The sequence below is a fragment of the Burkholderia reimsis genome (assembly GCF_003294055.1).
Classification (GTDB): Bacteria; Pseudomonadota; Gammaproteobacteria; order Burkholderiales; family Burkholderiaceae; genus Burkholderia; species Burkholderia cepacia.
Window position 1 is genome coordinate 24124 of sequence record NZ_QMFZ01000025.1, and the last position, 17983, is coordinate 42106.

Annotated in this window: 11 protein-coding genes; 8 read left to right on the top strand and 3 right to left on the bottom strand. The window is 68.3% G+C overall.

The annotated features are described in order from the left end of the window. The first annotated feature begins 266 nt into the window (after positions 1 to 266). A complete protein-coding gene (locus tag DPV79_RS25885) occupies positions 267 to 1520 on the top strand; it encodes a multidrug effflux MFS transporter (RefSeq protein ID WP_021162042.1) in 1254 nt (417 codons plus the stop codon). Positions 1521 to 1541: 21 nt separating this feature from the next. Continuing rightward, positions 1542 to 2063: a GNAT family N-acetyltransferase gene (locus DPV79_RS25890; protein WP_113046801.1), complete on the top strand. Its 522-nt coding sequence runs from the start codon at positions 1542 to 1544 to the stop codon at positions 2061 to 2063. A 52-nt stretch (positions 2064 to 2115) separates the two neighbouring features. Here the strand turns inward: DPV79_RS25890 and DPV79_RS25895 are convergent, their stop codons facing one another. Continuing rightward, on the bottom strand, positions 2116 to 2808 hold the full coding sequence (locus DPV79_RS25895; RefSeq protein WP_113046802.1) for a hypothetical protein: 693 nt from the start codon (positions 2806 to 2808) through the stop codon (positions 2116 to 2118). Between the two features lie 290 nt (positions 2809 to 3098). On the opposite strand from DPV79_RS25895, the gene DPV79_RS25900 reads away from it, so the two are divergent. Further along, positions 3099 to 4526, top strand: a complete 1428-nt coding sequence (locus DPV79_RS25900) for a TPM domain-containing protein (RefSeq protein ID WP_133295723.1) — start codon at positions 3099 to 3101, stop codon at positions 4524 to 4526. 81 nt (positions 4527 to 4607) lie between these two features. Next, positions 4608 to 5234, top strand: coding sequence for a LemA family protein (locus tag DPV79_RS25905; protein ID WP_113046804.1), 627 nt, complete (start codon positions 4608 to 4610; stop codon positions 5232 to 5234). A gap of 67 nt (positions 5235 to 5301) precedes the next feature. On the opposite strand, the gene pbpC is transcribed toward DPV79_RS25905, so the two are convergent. Together pbpC and DPV79_RS25915 are read right to left on the bottom strand one after the other, a co-directional pair. Continuing rightward, entirely contained in the window at positions 5302 to 7551 is a 2250-nt protein-coding gene (gene pbpC / locus DPV79_RS25910) for a penicillin-binding protein 1C (RefSeq protein ID WP_113046805.1), read from the bottom strand. A gap of 10 nt (positions 7552 to 7561) precedes the next feature. Beyond that, a complete protein-coding gene (locus DPV79_RS25915; RefSeq protein WP_113046806.1) occupies positions 7562 to 13618 on the bottom strand; it encodes an alpha-2-macroglobulin family protein in 6057 nt (2018 codons plus the stop codon). A 310-nt stretch (positions 13619 to 13928) separates the two neighbouring features. On the opposite strand from DPV79_RS25915, the gene DPV79_RS25925 reads away from it, so the two are divergent. From DPV79_RS25925 to DPV79_RS25940, 4 genes are all read left to right on the top strand, one after another. Further along, positions 13929 to 14435, top strand: a complete 507-nt coding sequence (locus DPV79_RS25925) for a sugar dehydrogenase complex small subunit (protein WP_113046807.1) — start codon at positions 13929 to 13931, stop codon at positions 14433 to 14435. Continuing rightward, complete coding sequence (locus DPV79_RS25930) at positions 14435 to 16054, top strand: GMC family oxidoreductase (RefSeq protein WP_021162033.1); 1620 nt, start codon at positions 14435 to 14437, stop codon at positions 16052 to 16054. The genes DPV79_RS25925 and DPV79_RS25930 overlap by 1 nt, the downstream gene beginning before the upstream one ends. Positions 16055 to 16056: 2 nt before the next feature. Continuing rightward, on the top strand, positions 16057 to 17334 hold the full coding sequence (locus DPV79_RS25935; protein WP_113046808.1) for a cytochrome c: 1278 nt from the start codon (positions 16057 to 16059) through the stop codon (positions 17332 to 17334). A gap of 185 nt (positions 17335 to 17519) precedes the next feature. Next, positions 17520 to 17939 (top strand): DoxX family protein, encoded by a 420-nt coding sequence (locus tag DPV79_RS25940; protein WP_060052951.1) that lies wholly within the window; start codon positions 17520 to 17522, stop codon positions 17937 to 17939. Positions 17940 to 17983: the final 44 nt, after the last annotated feature.

Below are 17983 nucleotides of genomic sequence, written 5' to 3' on the forward strand. Positions count from 1 at the left end.
GTCAACAATGACGTGCGGCTCACGGAGTGAGCCATCCGAGACAATGCGGCCCTCGGCTTAAATCAATATTAAAACCGCGTCCGGCTGGGCCGGCTAACGCATTTCAGGACGAGCCGCAATCGGCATTCAACCTCGTCCACGCCAGGGGAATCCGGCGGCACGACGCGACAACGGGCACAATACGGCATTCGCCACGACCGCACGCATGTTCGACGTTCGAACATTGACGGTGCGGCACTGCCGCCCCGATCTCTTTCCCAGTCGTCATGAACGCCACGCCCATTCCCGCGCGCGAGTCGAACTCGCCGCGTTTCCTGTTGTTCCTGATCTGCCTGTTCGCGTCCGCCGGCCAGCTCGCGATCGACATCTACGTGCCCGCGCTGCCCGACATGGCACGTTCGTTCGCGACCACGCCGCAGGCGATCCAGTCGAGCGTGTCCGGCTACATGGCCGCCTATGCGCTCGGCCAGCTCATCTTCGGGCCGGTCGCCGACGCATACGGGCGCAAGCGCGTGCTGGCGTTCGGGCTCGTGATCTACACGATCGGCTGCCTGCTGTCGCTCGGCGCGCAGAACCTGGAGACGTTCGTGCTGGCGCGCTGCCTGCAGGGTTTCGGGATCGCGACCACCAACCTGCTCGCGAAGGCGATCATCACCGATTCGTTCTCCGGCCAGGCGCTGATGCACGCGTTCACGTACATGTCGATCGCGTGGGGGCTCGCGCCGATCATCGCGCCGGTGATCGGCGCGCACCTGCAGGAATGGTTCGGCTGGCGCGCGTGCCTCGTGTTCCTGCTGGTGTACTCGCTGGTGATGTGGGCGCTGCTGTGGCGATACCGCGAAACCTTGCCGAAGCCGGTGCATCTCGAGCCGCGCACGCTGATGACGAACGCGGGCAAGGTGCTGGCGAGCCCGGTGTTCCAGAGCTGCTTCCTCGCCCAGGGGCTGTGCTACAGCATCCTGCTGGTGTTCAACATCGTCGGGCCGTTCATGGTGCAGACCACGCTGCACAAGCCGCCGACCTTCTTCGGTTATCTCGCGCTCGGCATCGGGCTCATGTATTTCCTCGGCGGGCTGTCGAACCGCATTCACGGGCGCGGGCTGCCGAGTGCCGAGCAACGGCTGCGTATCGGCGCGCGCGTGATGGCGGGGGCGTCGGTCGCGATGCTGGTGCTGGCGCTGACCGTCGGGCTGCGCGTGTGGACGCTCGCGACGCCGGTGCTCGTGATGGGTTTCTGCGCGGGCGCGATGTACCCGACGCTGATGGCCAAGGGCAATTCGCTGTTTCCGCATATCGCCGGCCTGACGAGCGCGATCCTCGGATGCGCGCTGCTGCTCGTGTCGTCCGCGATGATGGGGCTGGCCGGTTTCGTGTCGATCCATGTCCTGACGCCGCTCGCGGTCTTCTTCGTCGCGCTGTCCTGCATCGTCGTGTGGATGGTCACCAAGCTGCTGCGGTACCTGTCGCAGCAGCAGGCCCAGGCCGCGCCTGTCGCGTGCGGGCGTGGGGAGGCCGCGTAAATGCCGCCTGTCGACTGCCCCATGAACCCGATCCTGCTGAACCGCGTCGCCCGAACCGACGCCGCCGACCTGATCGCCGCCAATCGCGCGAGCCGGAACCATCATCTGCCGTGGGTCGACTCGTTCACCGACCAGGCGGGATTCGACCAGTGGTTCGGGCGCTGCCTGACGGGGCCGAACGTCGGCTTCGTCGCGCGCGAGCGCACGTCCGGGGTGGTGGTCGGCGTGGTGAACCTCAACGAGATCGTCGGCGGCGTGTTCCAGAGCGCGTATCTCGGGTACTACGGGATGGTGGCGTTCAGCCGCAAGGGGCTGATGACCGACGCCATGCGCGCGGCGATCGGTGTCGCGTTCGGCGAACTCGGGCTGCATCGGCTCGAAGCGAACATCCAGCCGGGCAACCATGCGTCGATTGCGCTGGTTCGGCGGCTCGGCTTCACGAAAGAGGGTTTTTCTCCGCGTTATCTGCGCATCGACGGCGCATGGCGCGACCACGAACGGTGGGCGCTGCTGGCCGACGACGCGCCCGAAGCGCGCGCCTGACGCGCGATACCAGGCAGTAACGGGCGACCTTCTTCCCGCCGCCGGCCGCTTGTCAAAGCGGATGCGCCGCGCCGGCCTGCGTGAGCAGCGTAACCGCAGCCGGATCCGGCATCCCGTTCGCGTCGATCGCGCCGGCTTTCGCGAGCGCGACGAGATCGCTGTCGACACCCGGTTGCCCGACCGTGAACGACGTGGTCAGGAACGCCGGCGCCGTGAGCGTGACCGAATAGCGCTGCTGCAGGCTCGTCACCACGGCCGATTGCGCGGCCTGTACGGTGTTCGGGCTGTTCATCGCCTGCTGGTAGCGCGGATTGCCCTGGAAATTGCCGATCAATGCGGCGGTGTTCGTGCCGAGCTGGGCGGCGAGGTAGACCAGCATCAGCTCGGTCTCGGGCGTCGTATTGAACGTACCGCCCGCGTACGCGAGCGAATGCAGGCTCGTGCCGCCCGACGTCACGGTGACGACGCACGGCAGCGCGGCATTGACCGTCACGCGGTAGTTGCCGCCGCCGTCCGTCAGCGTCGTCGCCGAGCCCGTCACGCAACTGACCGTCACCTGCGCGCTCGCGAGCGCGTCGCCCGTCGCGGCCGTGCCCGACAGCGCGACGGTTTGCGTGTTGTTGTTGTTGAAGCAGACATCGACACCGAAGCAGGCATCGCCGTTGCATGCCTGAAGCGCTGCGAGGGTGGCGACGCAGAGCGTGCCCAGCGCGGGGCGGATGAAACGCCTGGGGTGCAGGTTCATGGTCGCTGGCCTTGAGGAGAGTGGGGCAACCGGTAGGCGCCGACAGTGCGGCGCCGTTCACATTCTATGTCCCGAAGTGGGGCGCTGCTTGCCCGTTTCGTTCGCCTGGCCGGCCTGCGGCCGGACGCGGCCTGGCGACGAGCGCGTCGTGCAGCGGCACGCTGGAATGACGAGATCCGGAAGTCGGCCGGAAACCTTTCAGTTCCTTTCACAATTGGTTATGCTGCGGGACGATTAAAAACGACGAGAGAACGTGCCGTTCCCGATGGAGCCGGCGCGCCGTTTCCGACATGAATTCGAAACGACAGACGGGCCGGCCGTGCGCGCCGGGCGGCGAGGGTGATCCGGCATCGCGGGCAGGCACGGCCCGAACCGGCATTCGGCACACACGCGGCACCAAGGGCGTGACCGGCAGGTCCGGCTTCCGGAAGGCCACTGCCTTGCTCGCGGGCGCGATCCTGCTGTTCGGCGGCACGGCCATCGCGGCGCCGGCCGAAGAGGGCAGCGTCGCCGTCGCGGTGTCCATGGCCACCACGTTTCCCACCACGGCCCGGTCGGCCTGCACACACGTGGCCGCCGCGGCAGCCTATCCGGTCGCCCCGAAGCCGGAAGCCGCGCCGCCGTTGCAAGGCCGCGTGACGGACACGACGGGCGTGCTGAGCGCGGCCTGCGCCTCCGAGCTGACCGACCGCCTCGCCGCCCTCGAACAACGGCTCGGCGTACAGGTCGCGATCCTGCTGGTCGGGTCGACCGGGCAATCGACGATCGAACAGTTTGCGACCACCGTGTTCGACCAATGGAAACTCGGCAAGGCCGAGGTCAACAACGGCCTGCTGCTCGTCGCCGCGCTCAACGACCATACCGTGCGGATCGAAGTCGGCTACGGGCTCGAAGGCACGATTCCGGACATCGTCGCGGGCCGGATCATTCGCGAGCGGATCGTGCCGGCATTCCGCGAGAACCGCATTGAAGCCGGCATCAGCGATGCGCTGGACGCGCTGACGCACGAAATGATGCCGGCCGACGTCGCCGCGCCGGAGCCGCCCACACCCGCCACGGCGCTCGACGGGCGCGACGAAGCATACGAAACGGCCGCGGCGACCGCGACGGATGCCGCGAACCCGCCGCCCCGCGACGCGCGAGCCGGCGGCGAAAAATACCAGTCGAACGGCCTGCCCGAGCGGAAACGCCCGAACACGGGCGGCGTGCGGTTCTGGTTCCTGCTCGGGGTTGCCAATGTCGTGCTCGGCGTGGTCGCGCAATGGCGCAAGCTGCGCCGCAGGGTGGCGCTCCTGGCCGCCTGGCTCGTGGCGGCCGTCGTGCCGGTCGTGATGCTGCCGGTCGGCGCGATCTTCAACGGCAATCTCGAAGCCATGCTGGGCGCCGCGGCGTTCGTTCCGGCGGCCGCCGGTGTCGGGCCGTGCCTGCTCGGCATCAACCTGTTCCGGTCGGCGCGCGTGCGCAAAATCACCGCGATCGTGGGCGGGACGCTGTTCATGATCGTCGCGATCGGGCGCGAGATGGACTATTCGGTCGGGGAAGTGCTGTCCGGCATCTTCGGCGTGCTGTGCGTACTCGCCGTGATCTGGGCGAAGCTGACGGGCAGCGGCTCGTCTTCGTCGTCATCCTCGTCCGGCTCCCGGTCGCCATCGAGTTCCGATTCGTTCCGCGGCGGCGGCGGGTCGAGCGGCGGTGGCGGCGCATCGGGCCGCTGGTAGCGTCCGCGCGCAGCCTGCCTGCGCACCTGATTCCTTTCACCTGCCGCTCCGCCCGGAGCATTCAACCGGAAACAACCCACGATGAAATGGTTTCGAATCCTGCTCGTGTGCTGCGTGCTGGCCCCGCTCGCGGGGTGCGGCTACAACGCGATCCAGTCGTCCGACGAGGACATCAATGCCGCATGGTCCGAAGTGCTGAACCAGTATCAGCGCCGCGCGGACCTTGTGCCGAATCTCGCCGCGTCGGTGAAGGGCTACGCGTCGCACGAGGCGCGCGTGCTGACCGAGGTGGCATCGGCCCGTGCGCGCGTGGGCAGCGTGCAGATGACGCCGGAGATGGCGAAGGACCCGGCCGCGCTTGCGGCGTTCGACCAGCGGCAGGGCGAGCTGTCCGGGGCGCTGAGCCGGCTGATGGTGGTGTCCGAGCGTTATCCGGAGCTGAAGGCGAACGAAGCGTTCCGCGACCTGCAGACCCAGCTCGAAGGCACGGAAAACCGCATCGCGGTCGCGCGCGGCCGTTACATCAAGACGGTGCAGCACTACAACGTGCAGATCCGCCAGTTCCCGGGCGTCGTGATCGCGAAGATCTTCGGCTACCAGCCGCGCCCGAATTTCAGCGTCGCGAATGAAGCGGCGGTTTCGACCGCGCCGACACTCGATTTCTCCGCGCAGTCGCAGCCGGCGAAGGCAAACGCGGCCGGCGAGTAAGGTCTGAGCGTCAGGTCGGAGCGTCAGATCTGAACGTCAGGTCGAAAAGCCCGACCGAAGCGCGCATTCACGGCTTGCGCGCGGCCGCCTTCGCGAACGCGCCGCGCACCTCGAAGCCGATCGCGTCGGCAACATTGCCGCGCGCATCGACGAGTTCGAGCCGGTGCCGGCCCGGCCACGGCATCCACGCGATGCGGTCGGCATGCCCGATCACCTTGTCGTCGAGCCGCCACGCGAACTTCGCGGCGCGCCCGGCCGAGCGCTCGAACCAGATCCGCTGATTCTTCGGCGGAATGTCCGGGTCGATCGCGAAGATCGTGCCGTCGGTCGGCGTGCCGATCGTCAGCGGCGCGCGCGCGCCGTCCTTGCCCGGCGTGACGGGGGCGGCGAGCCGGATCGTGTCGACCGCCGTGCCCGCGACGAACCACTCGTTGCGTGACGGTTCGATGTCGCGCTCGAAGGTGATGCGGCGCGTCTCGACGCCGGCCGGCGCGCGCGGCGCGCGGCTCGGCACGTCGCGGTGCAGGTAGCCGACGACGGCCGACCACACCGGCGACGCGCCCGTGACACCCGACACGTCCCACATCGGCGAGCCGTCCGCGTTGCCGACCCACACGCCGACCGTATAGCGCGACGTGAATCCGACGGTCCAGTTGTCGCGCATGTCCTTGCTCGTGCCGGTCTTGACTGCCGAGAAGAAGCGCGTCGCGAGCGGATTGTCGAAGCCGAACGTGCGCACGCGCGCGTTGTTGTCGGACAGGATGTCGGTCACGACGAAGCTGGCTGCCTCGCTGAACACGCGCGTGCCGTCGGCCGCGCGGGCGGGCGAGGCGGCCGATGCGCCGGATGCCGGTGCCGGCGTTGGCGCTGGCCGGTCGACGACCTGGCGGGCGATGCCGCCGTTCGCGAGCGCGCGGTACGCGTTGGTCAGCGACAGCAGCGTGACGTCCGCACTGCCGAGCGCGAGGCTGAAGCCGTAGTAGTCGCCTTCCTGCGCGAGCGGCAGGCCGAGCGCGGTCAGCGTGCGCGCGAAGCGGTGCGGCGTGACGAGCACGAGCGTGCGCACGGCCGGCACGTTCAACGAGCCGCCGAGCGCGCTGCGCACGCTCACCCAGCCCTTGAAATCCTTGTCGTAGTTCTGCGGGATGTACAGGCCGCCGCCGGCGGCGAGGTTGATCGGCGCGTCGTCGAGCAGCGACGCGGCCGTCAGCCGTTTCTCGTCGATCGCCTGCGCGTACAGGAACGGCTTGAGTGTCGAGCCGGCCTGGCGCGGCGCGAGCACGGCGTCGACGTCGCGCGCGCTCGACAGCGCGCCGGACGAGCCGACCCACGCACGAATCTCGCCGGTCGCGTTGTCGATCACGACGACCGCACCGTCCTGCACGTTGCGCCGGTGCGCGGGCGCGTTGAGTTCGGTCAGCGCGCGCATCAGCGTGTCGCGCGCGAAGCGCTGCAGCGGCGCATCGAGCGTCGTGCGCACCTGCGCGCCGGCCGCCGGCCGGACCTCGGCCGCGATGCGTCGCGCGAAGTGCGGGGCGAGGGCGGCGCCGTCGTCGCGCGCGGCGCTGGCCGGCCGCGCGGTGACCAGCTGCACGTAGCCGTCGAGCGAAGCACAGGCCTGCTCCGCATGCATGTCGCGCAGGATCCGGCACGCACGCTCGGCGACTTTCGCGGGCGTGGCGTTGGGCGCACGCACGAGTGCGGCCGCGATCGCGGCCTCGCGCGCGTCGAGGCCCGACGGCGCCTTGCCGAACAGCACCTGCGACAGCGCGGCGAGGCCGATCGTCTCGCCGCGGAACGGCACCAGGTTCAGGTATGCCTCGAGCACCTGGTCCTTGCGCCAGCCGCGTTCGAGCAGCAGCGCGTTGACGGCCTGCGAGGCCTTCTGCGGCAGCGAGCGCTGGCCCGACCGGCGCGGCGAATCGCTGAGCAGCCCGGCGAGCTGCATCGTGACGGTCGACGCGCCGCGCGTGCGTTCGTTCCACAGGTTGCCCCACGCGGCGCCGGCGATGCCGCGCCAGTCGACCCCGCTGTGTTCGTAAAAGCGCTTGTCTTCCGACACGACGATCGCCTCGCGAAACGCGGGCGACACGTCCGCGAGCGACACCCAGTCGCCGCGCCGTTCGGTGAGGTCGACGCGCGTGCGCTGCAGCGGCGTGCCGTCGCGCGCGAGCAGCACCCAGTCGGAGCTGCGCCAGTTGCGGCGCACTTCGTCGTAGCCCGGCAGCGCATGCGCGACGAGCGGTGCGGCCAGCACGACGGCGACGAATACGCGGCCGGCGAAACGCGCCGGCCGCGGCAATACCTGATCGATCATCGCGTACTCGTTACTTGCCCGCTTCGGCCGGCTTCACGGTCATCGGCGGGTTCGGCCACAGGCCGTACACGGACGGTGCGTACAGTGCCTCGACACGCGTCGGCGGCAGCCCGAACGTGCCGACGTTGTTCAGCCGCACCGTGTACTCGACCGAGAATTTGCCCTTCGGCAGATAGTCGTAGTACGCACGGTAGCCGTCGAAGTCGCGCTCGATGAACGCCGGCCAGGCGCCGTCCGGCGTCTTCTCGCCCTGCGTCGCGGCTTCGGAGTCGCGGCCGAGGCCCGAACCGAGGATCGTCGAACCGGCCGGAACCGGATCGTTGACGACGACCCACGTCATGTCGCTCTGCGCATCGATGTCGAGATGCACGCGCACGACGTCGCCGCGCGTCAGCACGCCCTTGACGGCGGGCGACACGGGCGTGACGGTCTTCGTGATCCGGTAGCCGGCCGCGAACGGCGAACGCAGCGGCACGGCCGCGAGGCTTTCGATCGTGGCCCACGGGCGGCCGGTGCCGTCTTGCGTGACGGACAGCGTGGCCGGTGCCCGCGACGCGCGCGGCCACGGCAGCATCACGCTGCGGGCCGCGGCGGCGCGGGTGGCCGGGGTGGCGGGGGCGGCCGAGGCAGCCGGGTCGGCGGGCGCGGGTGCCGGCGCCTGCGACCACGAGATCGTGCGTTCGTCGCCGCCGAGCGCGACCTTCGTCGCGCCGGCAACCGGCGTGCTCTCGTAGGTGCGCGAGAAGCGCTCGACCGCGAGCAGGCCGAGCGCGTTCGACGTGGTCGTCTGCCATGCGCCCTGGCGCTGCAGGGCGAGCAGGCCGGCCGTCACGCGCGGCATCTCGTCCTTCCACGCCGGATCGCCGGCGAATTCCAGCGCGAGGCGGGCCGCGTTGGTCTCGTTGCTGGTCATCAGCCACCACAGGTCGTCGTCGCGCGCGGTCGAGAACACGAGCTGCGTGCCCTGGTACGTGAGGCGTGCCCGCAGGATCTGCTCGACCTGCGCGCGTTTCTCGTCGCGTTGCGGGATGTCCTTCACGCGCGTGAGGATCGCGTGATAGTCGATCACCGCCGACGTCGGCCACTGGTTCGGCGCGATCTCGATCGAGCCGAGCATGCGGCCCTGCGCGGCACCGTAGCGCGACAGCGCCTCGATCGCGGCGAGCTTGCGGAGGTCGCGATCCTGGCGCGGCGCCCACGTGTTGCGCTCGAGGCGGCCGTCGACGAAGCGCGTGAGCCCGGCTTCGAGCTGCGTGCGGAGGTCTTCCGGCAGCGCGAAGCGCGGGTCGAGACGGCTCGCCTCGTCGGACACCACGAGCAGGTACGACGACAGCGTCGCGCTGCCGGCGTGCGAATCGTCGGACGACGGCGGGAAGTAGCTCGCGAGCCCGTCGCTGTCGAGATAGACGGGCATGCGGGCGATCAGCGCCTGCCATTGCGCGGGATCGCGCAGGCCGATCGCGCGCGACGTCTGCTGTTCGAGGCAGCGGTACGGATAGCGCTCGAACCAGCGCTTCACGCCGGGCAGCCCGTCGGCGAGCTTCGACTGCAGCGACACGGCGATGCCGCCGCGCGGCAAGCCTTGCGCGTTGTTCGCGGCGCCGGCCGGGGAGGCCACCGGCACCGTCAGCGTGCCGTCGACCTGCGCGAGCGTCGCCTGCTGAACCGTGACCGGCAGTGCGGGCACGACCTTCTGCGCGACCGCCAGCGCGTCGGACGCGCGCTTGCCGCCTTGCTCGGCCGCTTCGATGCGCCAGTTCAGCGCACCGGCCGCGTCGAGCGCCTGCTCGGGCACGGTGATCGTCCAGGCGACTTCGGTTGCCGTATTGGCCGCGAGCGATACGGTTTGCGGTGCGACATCGAGGCCCGTCACGCGCGGCGTCACGACGACCTGCATCGCGCGGTCGGTCGTGTTGCGCAGCGTGACTTGCGCGCGGAACGCGTCGCCTTCGCGCACGAGCGGCGGCAGGCCGGAGATCAGCTGCAGATCCTGCGTACTGCGGATCGACGTGCTGCCGGTGCCGAAGCGGTCGGGGCCGACCGCCGCGATCGCGACGATCCGGAAGCGCGTGAGCGCGTCGTTCAGCGGCACCTCGACGGTCGCGCTGCCGTTGGCGTCCAGCGTCACGCGCGGATTCCACAGCAGCAGCGTGTCGAACAGTTCGCGCGTCGGCGCGCTGCCGCCGCCGCCGCCGGCCGGCACGGCCTTGCGGCCGAAGTGGCGGCGACCGACGATTTCCATCTGCGCGGTGGCCGTCTCGACGCCGTACGCGCGCCGCCGCAGCATCGCGTCGAGCAGGTCCCAGCTGTTGTTCGGCATCAGTTCGAGCAGCGCCTCGTCGACGGCCGCGACCGCGATCTGCGTGCCGGCCGGCGCGGGCTGGCCGTTCGGCAGCGTGACCTTCACGTGCGCCTGAGCCTTGCTGCGCACGGTGTAGCGCGTCGCGTCGGTCGTCACGGTCACGCCGAGACGATGCACGCCGGTGCCGACCTTGATCTCGCCGAGGCCGTAGCGGAACGCGGGTTTCGACAGGTCGACGAACGCGGTCGGCGCTTCATAGTGACGGCCCTCGCGCCAGAATGCGCGTGCCCATTCGACCGGTGCCTTCCAGCCCCACGTGAAGAACGAGTACCACGGCACCTCGCGAATCCGGCCGCGCAGCGCGAGCACCGACACATAGACGTTCGGCCCCCACGTGTCGCCGACCTTCAGGTCGACCGTCGGGTTCTTGCCGTTCAGTTCGACGATGTGCGTTTCCATCACGCCGCCGCGCTCGACCGCCACCAGCGCGGTCGCGTAGCGGAACGGCATGCGCACCTGGAAGCGGGCGGTTTCGCCCGGCTCGTACGAGGTTTTCTCGGGGATCACGTCGATCCGGTCGGTGTTGTCGCCGCCGAACCAGAGTTCGTCTTCGCGCGTGACCCATACCGAGGTCGACGCGTTCGACGTCCGGCCGTCGCCGTCCTTCGCCACCGCGATCAGCTGCACGTTGCCGGCCTGTTCGAGCGTCGCGTCGCAGGCCATGCGGCCCTTGTCGTCGGTCTTGCCCGAGCACAGCACGCCGAGGTCGCGGGTGTCGCTCTTGTTGTCGTACGCATAGAAGCCGCCGACCATCCGCTTGCGCGACGACGTCGTGATGCGCGCGACGCCCTTGATCTCGATCGGCACCGACGCGCGCGGCTTGCCTTGCAGGTCGACCGCCAGCGCCTGCACGGGCACGCGCTGGCCGACCGAGACCCAGCGGCCCGCCTTGATGCCGGCCACCACCGCGGCCGGCCACAGGATCGTGTCGCCGCGAATCGTCTGCACTTCGCCGTTCGGGTCCGCGAACGTCGCTTCGAGCGCGATGCGCTTCGGTGCGTCGACGTCGGGCAGGCCCTTCAGCGTGACCGAGCCCGCACCGTTGCGGTCGAGCGTCAGCGGCAGCTTGTCGGCGATCAGCTTCGTCGCGTCGGGATCGTTGTTCGACGACGATGCGTTGTCGCCGTCCTGCGCATCGTCGTCGGCATTGCCGTCGCTCGTGTCGGGGCGATACGGCGTGAAGCTGAAATCCTCGAAGCGATCGGCGAACGGCGGCGATGCCCACTTCATCAGCGCCGACACCTGCACGGGCAGGTTCGATGCGCCACCGCCCGACACGTAGTCGATCTGCACCGCGAGCGGCGCTTCCTTAACGGCGACGAGCGGGCTCTTCTGCGCGTCGCGCGCACCGATCGATCCTTTCAGCACCGGCAGGCGGAACGCCTCGACGCGGAAGCTGCCGCTGTAGTAGGTGGACGTGGGCGAGTCTTCCGGGCCGCCTTCGAGCTCGACGCTGTATTCACCGAGCTTCGCGGCGGCCGGCAGCGTGAACTGCGAGTCCGCGCTGTGGTCGGCCGCCCACGTGAGCGGCAGCTTGTAGGTCTGGCCCGTGCCGAGATGGCGGATCGTCACGCGCGTCGGGTATTGCGACGGGAACGCGAGGCTCTGCAGCGTCTCGGACCGGATGAAGTGCTTCATCGACACGGTTTCGCCCGCGCGCAGCAGCGTGCGGTCGAACACCGTATGCGCGCGTACGGTCCGTGCGCTGTCGGTATCGGTCGGCACGTTGAAGCGCCACGATTCGATCCCGCGGTTCCAGCCCGAGCTGACGAACGCCATGTCGGGGCCCGTCTTCGGATCGTTCACGCGGGCCGACACGAAGTAGTCGTCGAAGCGTTGCTCCGAGTCGGACGAACTGCATGCTCGCTTCGATTCGAACGCGCCGTCGATCTTCAGCAGCCCCTGCGCGTCGGTCGTGCCCGATGCGATTTCGTCGCCGTTGCAGTCCGACACGCGGATCTGCGCGTTCGGCACGGGCTTGCCCTTGTCGAGCGTCGTGACCCACACGAGGTTGTTTTCGCGGCCCTGCTTCAGGTGCACGCCGAGGTTGGTGACGAGCACCGTGGTGCGCACGTACATGCTCGACGGCTTCGCGAGCAGCGAGCGGCCGAGCGCGGGCGACGCGAGTTCGAGCACGTAGAAGCCGGGCTTGTCGATCGGCACGCCGACGACTTCGAACGGGCGCAGTGCCTTCGGGTCCGCCTTCGGCAGCGTCAGCGCCTGCACGCCGGGCTGGCCCTTGAGCAGGGTCAGCGAGCGCACGTCGATGCGGCGATCCTTCGGTGCGGGCGCCTTCTCGCCGGCCTCGCGCGGCACGTAGACGGGGTGCTGGCCCTTGCGTTCGAGCAGCCCGGGAATCTGGCTGTCGATCGAGCCGGCCGTCATCGACCAGTTGTCGAAGCGGTCGACGGTGCGCATCCACTGACGAATCGCGGTGTCGTCGTCGACCTTCAGGTTCGAGAACTGCGCGCCCTGGGTGTTGAGGCCGTCGATATGCAGGTCGGCCTCGACGTTGCGCAGCGTGACGGGCACGAGCGCGGGCGTATCGGGTTCGGCGAAGCGCTCGACGATCCCGAAGGTGCCCGACGAGAACTTCGCGAGCGGCGGCATCGGCGCGGTGCGCGTCGCGAGCGGGAACAGGTCGGCGTTCGACAGCGGTCGGTCGGTCACGTCGCGCAGGCCCGACGGCAATTCGATCGTCAGGCCGGCCTGCTCGGGCAGCGGCGGGTTGAACGTGACGGTGGTGACTTCCTCGCTCTTGTCGTCGGCCGCGAAGGTCGGCGACAGCGAACCGTCAGGGCCGCGCAGCTTGATCGCCTCGGCGCTCTTGCGCGAGATCGGCGCGTTGAACGACAGCGTGAGCGGGCGCAGCGGCGTGCAGGGCGCTTTCGCGTTCTCGCGCTCGCACGAGAAGCTCGCGGCGAACGGTGCGCGCACGGTGAAATCGAAGCGCCGTTCCGTTTCGTTCGGAATCCCGCTCGGGCTCGTGACGCCCTTGCCGTACACGAGCTGCATCTTCGCGCTCGCGGGCAGCGCCTGCGCGCACGACAGCGTCAGCACGCGCGCGGCATCCTTCTTCAGCCCGAAGTGATCGAGCAGCGCGTTGCGCGCATCGTCGTCGGCGGCCGTGACGGGAATGCGGTTGCCGATGCCGGCCGCTTCGCACCAGATGTTCGCGAGCGCCGAGCGCGGTTCGGCCGGGCCGTTCAGCTTGAGCACGAATACCTGGTGTTCCTCGATCTCGCGCGAGCCGGGGCGGACGTTCACCGGGAACGGGCCGCCCGTCTGGAACGTGAAGCGGCGCGGGCCGCTGGCCGCATTGCCGGCGACCGAACGCAACGTGTCGTTGAGCGCGACCGAGCAGCGCACGCCGGGCGGCAGGTCGTTTTCGAAATCGTAAACCCAGGTCTTGTCGTCGAGCCAGTGACCCTGGCCGCGCGCGGCCGCGGAATCGTTGCAGGTGACGCGCGCGGGATTCGGCGCGGACGCCGAGCCGAACGCGACCATCGGTTCGTCGAACTTGACGACGCTCTGCCGGACTTCGGTGACGGTGCCTTGCGGCGAGACGCTCACCGTGCGGGCCGCGCCGGCATGCAGCGACAGTGCCGTGGCGCCCCCGAGCGCCGCGACGGCGCCAAGGCGCCAGAGCAGCCGCGTGGTGTGGTGGATGCGTTCCGTTTTGTTCTGTTTGTCGTGCTGCTTCATCGCTCGATTGCCCTCGGAGGGAAGCTTTCTGTTTGATTGCACGCGATTCTAACCGACCGACATGCGCATGCATTGTCGCGTGCAGTCAGTGTGTCGCCGGTGTACGACATGGGTGCGTCGGCCGCAACTTTGTCGCGCCGACGATACAAAAAAGCATCGAAATGTCGATTGTCTCGGATTGCGGAACATTTAATGGACTATAAAAAGATTGTTCGATCCGATTTGTGCGCGTACATTTCAGGTCCGCGCCAATGTTTGAGAAATATCAAGCGTGGTTTTCCCGAATCCGGTGTTCGAGAGAAAAGGAAACATGCACAACGACAACACTCCCCACTCGCGTCGCACTGGCGACGCAGCCGTAACAGGCATCACTCGGCGTCAATGGCTGCAGGGCGCACTGGCGCTGACGGCGGCGGGCCTCACGGGCTCGCTGGCGTTGCGGGCCCTGGCCGACGATCCCGGCACCGCGCCGCTCGATACGTTCATGACGCTCTCCGAAGCATTGACAGGCAAGAAGGGGCTGAGCCGCGTGCTCGGCCAGCGCTTCCTGCAGGCCTTGCAGAAGGGTTCGTTCAAGACGGCCGACGGCCTGCCGCAACTCGCCGGCGCACTCGCGTCCGGTTCGCTGAATCCCGATCAGGAAACACTCGCGCTGAAGATTCTTGAAGCGTGGTATCTCGGCATCGTCGACAACGTCGTGATTACCTACGAAGAAGCATTAATGTTCAGCGTCGTGTCCGATACGCTCGTGATCCCGTCGTATTGCCCCAACAAACCCGGCTTCTGGGCCGACAAACCGATCGAGAGGCAAGCCTGATGGCCGATACCGATACGCAAAAGGCCGACGTCGTCGTCGTCGGCTCGGGTGTCGCAGGCGCGATCGTCGCACACCAGCTCGCGATGGCGGGCAAGTCCGTGATCCTGCTGGAAGCCGGCCCGCGCATGCCGCGCTGGGAAATCGTCGAGCGCTTCCGCAACCAGGTCGACAAGACCGATTTCATGGCGCCGTATCCGTCGAGCGCATGGGCGCCGCACCCGGAATACGGCCCGCCGAACGACTACCTGATCCTGAAGGGCGAGCACAAGTTCAACTCGCAGTACATCCGCGCGGTGGGCGGCACGACGTGGCACTGGGCCGCGTCGGCGTGGCGCTTCATCCCGAACGACTTCAAGATGAAGACCGTGTACGGTGTCGGCCGCGACTGGCCGATCCAGTACGACGACATCGAGCATTACTACCAGCGCGCCGAGGAAGAGCTCGGCGTATGGGGCCCGGGCCCCGAGGAAGACCTGTACTCGCCGCGCAAGGAGCCGTACCCGATGCCGCCGCTGCCGTTGTCGTTCAACGAGCAGACGATCAAGAGCGCGCTCAACGGCTACGACCCGAAGTTCCACGTGGTGACCGAGCCGGTCGCGCGCAACAGCCGCCCGTACGACGGCCGGCCCACTTGTTGCGGGAACAACAACTGCATGCCGATCTGCCCGATCGGCGCGATGTACAACGGCATCGTGCACGTCGAGAAGGCCGAGCAGGCCGGCGCGAAGCTGATCGACAGCGCGGTCGTCTACAAGCTCGAGACCGGGCCGGACAAGCGCATCACCGCCGCGGTCTACAAGGACAAGACGGGTGCCGACCATCGCGTCGAAGGCAAGTATTTCGTGATTGCCGCGAACGGTATCGAGACGCCGAAGATCCTGCTGATGTCCGCGAACCGCGATTTCCCGAACGGTGTCGCGAACAGCTCGGACATGGTCGGCCGCAACCTGATGGACCACCCGGGCACCGGCGTGTCGTTCTATGCGAACGAGAAGCTGTGGCCGGGCCGCGGCCCGCAGGAGATGACGTCGCTGATCGGCTTCCGCGACGGCCCGTTCCGCGCGACCGAAGCCGCGAAGAAGATCCACCTGTCGAACATGTCGCGCATCAACCAGGAGACGCAGAAGATCTTCAAGGCCGGCAAGCTGATGAAGCCCGAGGAGCTCGACGCGCAGATCCGCGATCGTTCCGCGCGCTACGTGCAGTTCGACTGTTTCCACGAAATCCTGCCGCAGCCCGAGAACCGCATCGTGCCGAGCAAGACGGCCACCGACGCGATCGGCATCCCGCGCCCGGAGATCACCTATGCGATCGACGACTACGTGAAGCGCGGCGCCGTGCACACGCGCGAGGTCTACGCGACGGCGGCGAAGGTGCTGGGCGGTACCGAAGTCGTCTTCAACGACGAGTTCGCGCCGAACAACCACATCACGGGCGCGACGATCATGGGCGCGGATGCACGCGACTCGGTCGTCGACAAGGACTGCCGCACGTTCGACCATCCGAACCTGTTCATCTCGAGCAGCTCGACGATGCCGACCGTCGGTACGGTGAACGTGACGCTGACGATCGCGGCGCTCGCGCTGCGGATGTCGGACACGCTGAAGAAGGAAGTCTGACCGTGCGGAAATCTACTCTCACCTTCCTCCTCGCCGGCTGCCTCGCGCTGCCGGGCCTCGCACGCGCGGCCGATGCGGCCGATCCGGCGCTGGTCAAGCGCGGCGAATACCTCGCGGTCGCGGGCGACTGCATGGCCTGCCACACCGCGAAGGGCGGCAAGCCGTTCGCGGGCGGTCTCGGCATGCCGATCCCGATGCTCGGCAAGATCTATACGAGCAACATCACGCCCGATCCCGAGACGGGCATCGGCAACTGGTCGGCCGAGGACTTCGAGCGCGCGGTGCGCCACGGGGTGTCGAAGAACGGCGACAACCTGTATCCGGCGATGCCGTATGTGTCGTACGCGAAGATCAACGACGACGACGTGCAGGCGCTGTACGCGTACTTCATGCACGGCGTCGAACCGGTCAAGCAGGCGCCGCCGAAGAACGAGATCCCCGCGCTGCTGAGCATGCGCTGGCCGCTGAAGATCTGGAACTGGCTGTTCCTGAAGGACGGCGTCTACCAGCCGAAGCCGGCGCAGAGCGCCGAGTGGAACCGCGGCGCGTATCTCGTGCAGGGCCTCGCGCACTGCAGCACGTGCCACACGCCGCGCGGCATCGCGATGCAGGAGAAGTCGCTCGACGAGACGGGCGGCAGCTTCCTGTCGGGTTCGGTGCTCGCGGGCTGGGACGGCTACAACATCACGTCCGACGCCAACGCGGGGATCGGCGGCTGGACGCAGCAGCAGCTCGTCCAGTACCTGCGCACCGGCACCGTGCCGGGTCTCGCGCAGGCGGCCGGGCCGATGGCCGAGGCGATCGAGCACAGCTTCTCGAAGATGACCGAAGCCGACATCGGCGCGATCTCGACGTACATTCGCACGGTGCCGGCAGTTGCCAGCGGCGACGCGAAGCAGTCGCGCTCGTCGTGGGGCAAGCCGGCCGAGGACGGCCTGACGCTGCGCGGTGCCGCGCTCGCGTCGTCGGGCATCGATCCGGCACGGCTGTATCTCGGCAACTGCGCGACCTGCCACCAGATGCAGGGCAAGGGCACGCCGGACGGTTATTACCCGCCGCTGTTCCACAACTCGACGGTGGGCGCACCGAATCCGACCAACCTCGTGCAGGTGATCCTGAACGGCGTGCAGCGCAAGGCCGGCAGCGAGGACGTCGGGATGCCGGCGTTCCGCCACGAGCTGTCGGATGCGCAGATCGCCGCGCTGACGAACTACCTGACCGGGCAGTTCGGCAATCCGGCCGCGAAGGTGACCGAGCAGGACGTCGCGAAGCTGCGTTGATGCGGCGCGCGACGAAGCCGGGCGATAACTGACAAGAGGAGGAGCACAGCACATCGGGTTGTTGCCCGATGCCGGTTGTTGCAGAGCGGGACGGGCGGCGCAGGCGGCCGCCCGTCCTGGTTCATTCGCAATCCGGTGCGCCGCGCGTATTTGCGCCATGCGCATCGCTTTCGTTGATCGACACCATGACACCGAATCAACCGTTTCTCGCGTCCCAGCGCGATGTGCTGCTGCTGCTTTCCCGGATCCTGCTCGTGATCCTGTTCGTGATGTTCGGCTGGAAGAAGATCGTCGACTTCCCCGGTACCATCGCGTTCATGGGTTCGGAAGGCGCGCCCGCGCCGATCATTTCCGCCGCGATCTCGGTCGTGATGGAACTGTTCGTCGGGGTCGCGATCCTGGTCGGCTTCCAGACGCGCGCGCTCGCGCTGCTGCTGGCGCTCTATACGATCGGCACCGGCATCATCGGCCACCATTACTGGACGATGACGGGCGGCGAGCAGATCAACAACATGATTCATTTCTACAAGAACATCGCGATCTCCGGCGGCCTGCTCGCGCTTTGCGCGGCGGGCCCCGGGCGTTTCTCGATCGATCGCGGATAAGCAGACCCGGGGCGCGCGCATGGGGCGCGCGCGGGAAGGTCGAG